Genomic DNA, 254 nt, shown 5'->3' with positions numbered 1-254 from the left:
ACCCGTACGCCTATCTAAAGGATGTTCTCACGCGCCTGCCGACGCAGCGGGCGAGTGAAATCGAGCAGCTGCTTCCGCATAAGTGGCAGCCGGTTTAATCACGCAAGACGTGATGCCCGGACGCATACGAAGCTGCTTTTCGGTCACTTGCTTGACCGCCTGGATTTTGAATTCTTCGGGATAACGCTGGTTGCTCATGGCACCTCCTAATGGGCCTCATTTTAAGGCTTGGAGGTGTCTACGAAACTAGGGGC

General features: G+C 54.7%; 1 protein-coding gene. It reads left to right on the top strand.

All coding sequences use genetic code 11. The features are described 5' to 3' along the window. Positions 1 to 98, top strand: a 98-nt coding sequence (locus AACY52_RS32025; RefSeq protein WP_146374934.1) for a transposase domain-containing protein, incomplete at its 5' end; no start/stop codon positions are given. Between the last annotated feature and the right edge of the window lie 156 nt (positions 99 to 254).

Origin of the sequence: Pseudomonas sp. EA_65y_Pfl1_P113 (assembly GCF_963970525.1) — a bacterium.
GTDB classification, from domain to species: Bacteria; Pseudomonadota; Gammaproteobacteria; order Pseudomonadales; family Pseudomonadaceae; genus Aquipseudomonas; species Aquipseudomonas tritici.
This window is presented reverse-complemented; position numbering and strand designations above follow the sequence as displayed.